Source organism: Sphingomonas sp. Leaf38, from assembly GCF_001421825.1.
Lineage (GTDB): Bacteria > Pseudomonadota > Alphaproteobacteria > Sphingomonadales > Sphingomonadaceae > Sphingomonas.
The window spans coordinates 147,817-151,030 of record NZ_LMLD01000004.1; the positions used below are offsets into that span (position 1 = coordinate 147,817).

Annotated in this window: 3 protein-coding genes and 1 pseudogene; 1 reads left to right on the forward strand and 3 read right to left on the reverse strand. The window is 67.9% G+C overall.

The window, feature by feature from the left end; genetic code table 11:
- Positions 1-925: GGDEF domain-containing protein (locus ASE88_RS00910; RefSeq protein ID WP_162233378.1), on the reverse strand; the 925-nt coding region annotated here is incomplete at its 3' end.
- A 145-nt stretch (positions 926-1,070) separates the two neighbouring features.
- The gene (locus ASE88_RS00915; RefSeq protein ID WP_055881957.1) at positions 1,071-1,607 is read right to left on the reverse strand and encodes a peroxiredoxin; all 537 of its coding nucleotides are present in this window, start codon (positions 1,605-1,607) and stop codon (positions 1,071-1,073) included.
- A gap of 102 nt (positions 1,608-1,709) precedes the next feature.
- Here ASE88_RS00915 and ASE88_RS00920 point away from each other — a divergent pair, with 102 nt between their 5' ends.
- Positions 1,710-2,561: an inositol monophosphatase family protein gene (locus ASE88_RS00920; protein WP_056474285.1), complete on the forward strand. Its 852-nt coding sequence runs from the start codon at positions 1,710-1,712 to the stop codon at positions 2,559-2,561.
- Positions 2,562-2,816: 255 nt separating this feature from the next.
- On the opposite strand, the pseudogene ASE88_RS19305 reads toward ASE88_RS00920, so the two are convergent.
- Positions 2,817-3,214: pseudogene (locus ASE88_RS19305) on the reverse strand (AsmA family protein); the annotation flags it as partial.

The window sequence follows — 3,214 nt, forward strand, 5'->3', positions numbered from 1 at the left end:
TGTCGCGATTGCGGAACCGCTTGGCGGCGACCGCCCCCCGCACCGAATCGAGCAAGATCGCGGCATCGGCCAGATCGACGCCGCTGAGCAGCACCGCAAACTCCTCGCCGCCGTGACGAACCACGAGATGCGGCGCGCATTCGGCCGCGATCGTCTGCCCGATCGCGGTCAGCACGCGGTCGCCGACACCGTGGCCGTGAATGTCGTTGATGTGCTTGAACCGATCGATGTCGCACACCGCGACGCAGTGCGGACCCGCGCGCGTATCGCGCGCCGCAAGCGCCTCTTCGAACGCCCGGCGGTTGGGCAATCCGGTCAGCACGTCGCGTCGCGCGCTTTCCTGCGCTTCGGCAAGCTTGGCCCGCAACCCGTCGGCCTCGGCGGTCGCCTCGGCCAGCCGGACTTCGCTGTCGTGGATCCGGCTGATCATCGTGCTGGTGATCTGCGCGATCTCGTCGATCTCGGCCATCTGCGTGATCGCATCGGCGCTCCGGGCGAGATCGCGACCAAAGCCGCGCGTCTCGTCCTGCATCGTCCGCACGATCCGCGCGAAGCCGTCCACCTGCTGCTGCGTCTCCACCACCAGCGCGATCGCCGTATCGACCTCTTCGCGGCGGACCGGATCGGCGCGTGCCGCGCGCGGTGGCGAGGGCTGGATCAGCGGGGCGCCATCGACGACACGTCCGCCCAGGCGCTCGATGTCGCGCCGGGTCAGGCGGACGCCATTCTCGGTCAGTCGCGCGACCGCCTTGGCAAGGGGCATGTCGGGCGCGGAGAGTATCGCGAACGCGAACTCATAATGGGGCGGTGCGGGGCTCAGCCCCTGCGCGGTCAGGAAGTGTCCGATCCTATCGAACAGCGTGCCATGCTCGTCGGACACGGAATCCGAGCGCCGAGGGCTCGCCGACGACACCGTCTTCGCCATGCCGGCCTGCGATAGGCCCGCGTCCCTTCTGGCTGGTCCCGTGTCCTGCATGATAAATCCCCGCGTCTCGCCGAACAGATAGACCCGAAAGCGTTATCATACTGTCACCGGACCGGCAGATATCTGCCGGTCCGGTGGGAAACGATTACTTCCCCGTCAGCTTCTGCACCGCCGCCAGCGTCGTTGCGACATGCGCGGTGGGGTTCATCTCGTCGTGCACGAACGCGATCCGGCCGGTCTTGGCGATGACGTAGCTGGTGCGCTTGGTCACGTCGCGACCCGCAATCTGCTGGCCGAGCGCGACGTCGTAGCCCTTGACGACGTTGGGGCCTGCGCTGGCGACCGCGAACTTGCCCGCGCACTTCTCCGCCGAGAACTTGCTGAGCGTCTCGACATTGTCCGCCGACATGCCGATCACCGTCGCGCCAGCCTTGGTGAAGGCGGGAATCGCCTCGGCAAACGCGTGTGCTTCGGCGTTGCAGCCCCCGGTATAGGCAGCGGGGAAGAAGTAGAGCACGACCGGGCCCTTCTTCAGCTGCTCGGCGAGATGCACCGTGAACACCTTGCCGGCGATCGCGCCACGCGTGGTGAAGTCCGGCGCCTTGGCGCCGGGGGCGAGCGCCGCGAACGCCGGCGTTGCGGCGAGAAGAGCGGCGGTGGCGAGGGTCGAGACGAGGCGCATGGACGATACTCCGGTTGGATTGCAACGGCCTACGCCGCCGCGGACGATCCGTCCATTGCTCGCGCCATTGCTCCTGATGCCGGTCGCCGATAGGCAGGGACAATGCCAGTGACCCAAGCCGATATCGATCTCGCGCACCGCCTCGCGGATGCCGCGGGCCACGTCATCCGACCCTATTTCCGCCACGAGCACGGCGTCGAGATCAAGGACGACCAGTCCCCCGTCACGCGCGCCGACCGCGAGGCCGAAGCCGCGATGCGCCGGCTGCTCGATGCCGAGCGCTCGGGCGACGGCATCATCGGCGAGGAATATGGCGAGAAGGCCGGCGTCACCAACCGCAAATGGGTGCTCGACCCGATCGACGGCACGCGCAGCTTCACCGTCGGCCGCGCGATCTTCGGGACGTTGATCGCGCTGGTCGAGGATGGCTGGCCGGTGCTCGGGATCATCGACCAGCCGATCCAGCGCGAACGCTGGGTCGGCGTCGCGGGGCGGCCAACGACGCTCAACGGCGTGCCCGTGCGGACGCGGATGTGCCGCGAACTGAAGGGCGCGACGATCGCCACCACCAGCCCGCATCTGTTCGACGAGGTCGACGTCGCCCCGTACCTCGCACTGGTCGCGGCGATATCCGGCGGCAATCCGCGGCAGGGGCCGGTTTATGGCGGCGACTGCTATAATTACGGGCTGCTCGCGAGCGGGCACCTCGATGTCGTCTGCGAGTCAGGTCTCAAGATCTACGACTTCGCCGCGCTGGTGCCGGTGGTCGAAGGCGCGGGCGGGATGATGTGCGACTGGAACGGCGACCCGCTGACCGCCGACAGCGAAGGCCATGTGCTCGCGATCGGCGACCCGGCGCGGCTCGACGACGTGCTCGAGGCGATGCACCGGATCCAGGCCGATTCGCACGATCATGGCAGCCACGACGACGGTCCACACGACCACGGCCACTAAAGTCGTATCGGCGACCGACGGTCATCGCCGTCCATCCCCAGCCCCCCTTCCGTCATCCCGGCGAAAGCCGGGACCCATGGACACGGAACGTCCGCCAACTGCGCTAGCCGTAAACATGGGCCCCGGCGTTCGCCGGGGTGACGGGAGAGGTGTGGTGGGCGAGAATGGACTCGCAGCTTGGCCGCACCGCCAATCGATGCGCACCTAAACGTCTGCCCCTACGAACGCGACCGCCGCCAAAGGCGCGCCCCCCCCTTAGAAAATCCCGAGAAACTTCTTCTTCTGCCCCTTCTTCTCGGCATCGGATGCCTTGCCGTCTTCACCCTTCGCCGTCGTTCCCCGGCCGACGTCGTCGCGCGCCTCGCCCTTGGTCGTCCGCTGCGCCTTCGCCGTCGCGCCCGCCAGTACCGGCCCGCACGCGGTCGACTTCGCATCGCCGACATCGACGAATGCCAGGATCCCCGCCACCGGTGTCGCCACCAGCGCGAGCCCGAGCCCGCTTCCGACGCGCGCCAGCAGGTCCTTCGAGATCACGTTCAGCTTCGGCGCCGCGAACATGCCGCCGACGCCGACCGGCGATTGGCCCGCAAACAGGCTGAACTTCTTCGAATCCGCACGAAAGGCCAGGTCGACCGCCTCGTTGCGGAAGCTGA